The organism is Oleiphilus sp. HI0067, assembly GCF_001635735.1.
Genome location: NZ_LWFI01000871.1, coordinates 1 through 2,180, shown reverse-complemented (window position 1 = coordinate 2,180; position 2,180 = coordinate 1). Strand labels below are relative to the sequence as shown.

Sequence of the window (2,180 nt, the reverse complement as noted above, 5' to 3'; positions counted from 1 at the left end):
TGAGCAGGGCGTGCTGATTTGCGTTTTTCTAAACTGTTTTCCACATCTGTAGAAATAATGGCGTAATACATAATATCTCAACTGTGCAATATGTCTTCTAGCGCGAGGCCGGTGAGTGATTTAATTTTTTTAAATAGATACATCATCGCGATAATCATAACGATTACGCAGGGGATCGTGATTACTGGATAGCTGAGTAAATTCATTGTGCCGAGTTGATCATTAAATTCAGCTGTTCCACTTGGGCTAGTAACAATTACCTTTGCCAGTACGTAGTTCAAGATTGCCGACAAAAGGAATGATGCGGCAAGTATATAGGTGGCGATTTTCAGAGCGTCCTCAAAAAGGCCTTGCGACTGGTTTTCTGCTAACGCAGCGTCTACTTTGTCGATCTGAAGTATTTTATCGTTATAGATAAATGTCTTAACCAGTGGGTAGGGCGTTTTTAACGAAATAATGGTGCCAATACCAATTATGAGAGGAATGGCTGCTTCTTTTATAGCGATATATTTGCTGTCGAGTTCAAGCAAACCGATGCTGCTTGTGAGCAATATGCTGATGAAACCAAGAGCTGGAATAAAACCGAATTTTTTCTCTTGAACGAATTGGTAGATGCCGTAGCCTAGCGGCAATGAAAGGCCAAGAATCAAACCATACACTGGTCCGAGTTGGTCTTCTGGGCTGAGGTATTTAAGAACGAGTGTAGGAAGAATTACACACAAAATAAGTTCTAGGTATATATTTCCAGAGTTTGCTTTCTGATTAGGTTGGGTCATTATTTTTCCAAAGATTTAAAGCAAAACAAGCAGTCGCCTTCAAAATTCAAAAAGGCGGCAAGATTATACGATGTTATAAACGAGAATATTAGTGTGAGGTTTTCAAATATTGACTTACATTGCCATAGTTTTATGTCTGATGGCAGTTTAAGTCCACGAGATGTTGTTGAACGCGCGCATGCGAATGGTGTTGAGTGTTTGTCGCTCACCGATCATGACACGATCGCGGGCCTAAATGAGGCTAATTCGGTTGCCGAAGAGTTAGGCATGAGTCTGGTGCCAGGAATCGAAATCTCTTGTCAGTGGAGTAAGTTCGGCGTGCATATATTGGCTTATAACTTCTCTTTAGATTGTCCTGTGATGACACAAGTGCAACGACATCAAACTGAGTTGAGAATTGCTCGAGCTCAAGAAATATCTGCTCGACTCGAGAAAAAAGGCCTACCGCCAACATTTGATAAAGCGAAAAGCTTGAGCCATGAGGGAATACCCGGAAGGCCTCATTTTGCCAAAGTGCTTATCGAAATTGGCGCCGTTGAGACAATGAATGAAGCATTTAAGCGTTACTTGGGTTCTGGTAAGGCAGGAGATGTGAAAAGTATTTGGCCGGATTTACAGACAGTGATGTCGTGGGTTAAAGAAGCTGGCGCAACAGGTGTTATCGCACATCCTCGTAAGTATGATTTTAGTTTAACTAGACTTCGTGAATTGATTGTTGAGTTTAGCGACTTGGGAGGGCAAGGAATGGAAGTTGTCGTATCTGGACAAAAACCAGGAGAGGTCGGAATGCTAGGCGATATGTGTCGTAGATTTGGTTTGTATGGTTCTGTTGGCAGTGATTTTCATTCGCCTGATTGGTCATGGGCAGAGTTAGGACGTATCCAGCCTTTACCCGAAACAGTTAAACCCGTATGGGAGCTCTGGTCTTGAAGATATTGATCGTCGACGATCAGGAAATTTGCCGTATCGTTCTAAAGGTCGCGTTAAAAGACATTGGTAATGAATGCATTGAAGCAGAGAATGGCGAGCAAGCAATCGCTTTATTCAAGGAGCATTCTCCAGATCTTGTTCTGCTTGATGTAGTGATGCCTGTTATGGACGGATTCGCCACGGCACCAGTGATTAAAGAATTAGCGGGTAAAAATCACACTCCTATTATTTTTCTTACCTCTAACAACGCTAAAGATGCCCTAAAAGAATGTTTGGCATGCGGTGGGGACGACTTTCTTCAAAAGCCTGTTGATACCTCAATATTGGTGTCAAAAATCAAGGCGCATATGCGTACCAAGAGTTTAATGAACGAGCTTCAAGACAAGACTAAAGAGCTTGAAGTTTTGCATGAAACCTTGCGTCAGGAACATGAAACCGGACAGCATGTTTTGTCGCACTCTCTATCGCGGAACC

General features: G+C 42.4%; 3 protein-coding genes. 2 read left to right on the top strand and 1 reads right to left on the bottom strand.

Annotated features, from left to right (window positions below):
- Positions 1–77: 77 nt before the first annotated feature.
- Entirely contained in the window at positions 78–776 is a 699-nt protein-coding gene (locus A3739_RS09570) for a VC0807 family protein (protein ID WP_068474722.1), read from the bottom strand.
- 93 nt (positions 777–869) lie between these two features.
- Here A3739_RS09570 and A3739_RS09565 point away from each other — a divergent pair, with 93 nt between their 5' ends.
- A complete protein-coding gene (locus A3739_RS09565) occupies positions 870–1,706 on the top strand; it encodes a PHP domain-containing protein (RefSeq protein ID WP_255375023.1) in 837 nt (278 codons plus the stop codon).
- Positions 1,703–2,180, top strand: a 478-nt coding sequence (locus tag A3739_RS09560) for a PleD family two-component system response regulator (protein WP_197472245.1), incomplete at its 3' end; no start/stop codon positions are given. The genes A3739_RS09565 and A3739_RS09560, both read left to right, overlap by 4 nt.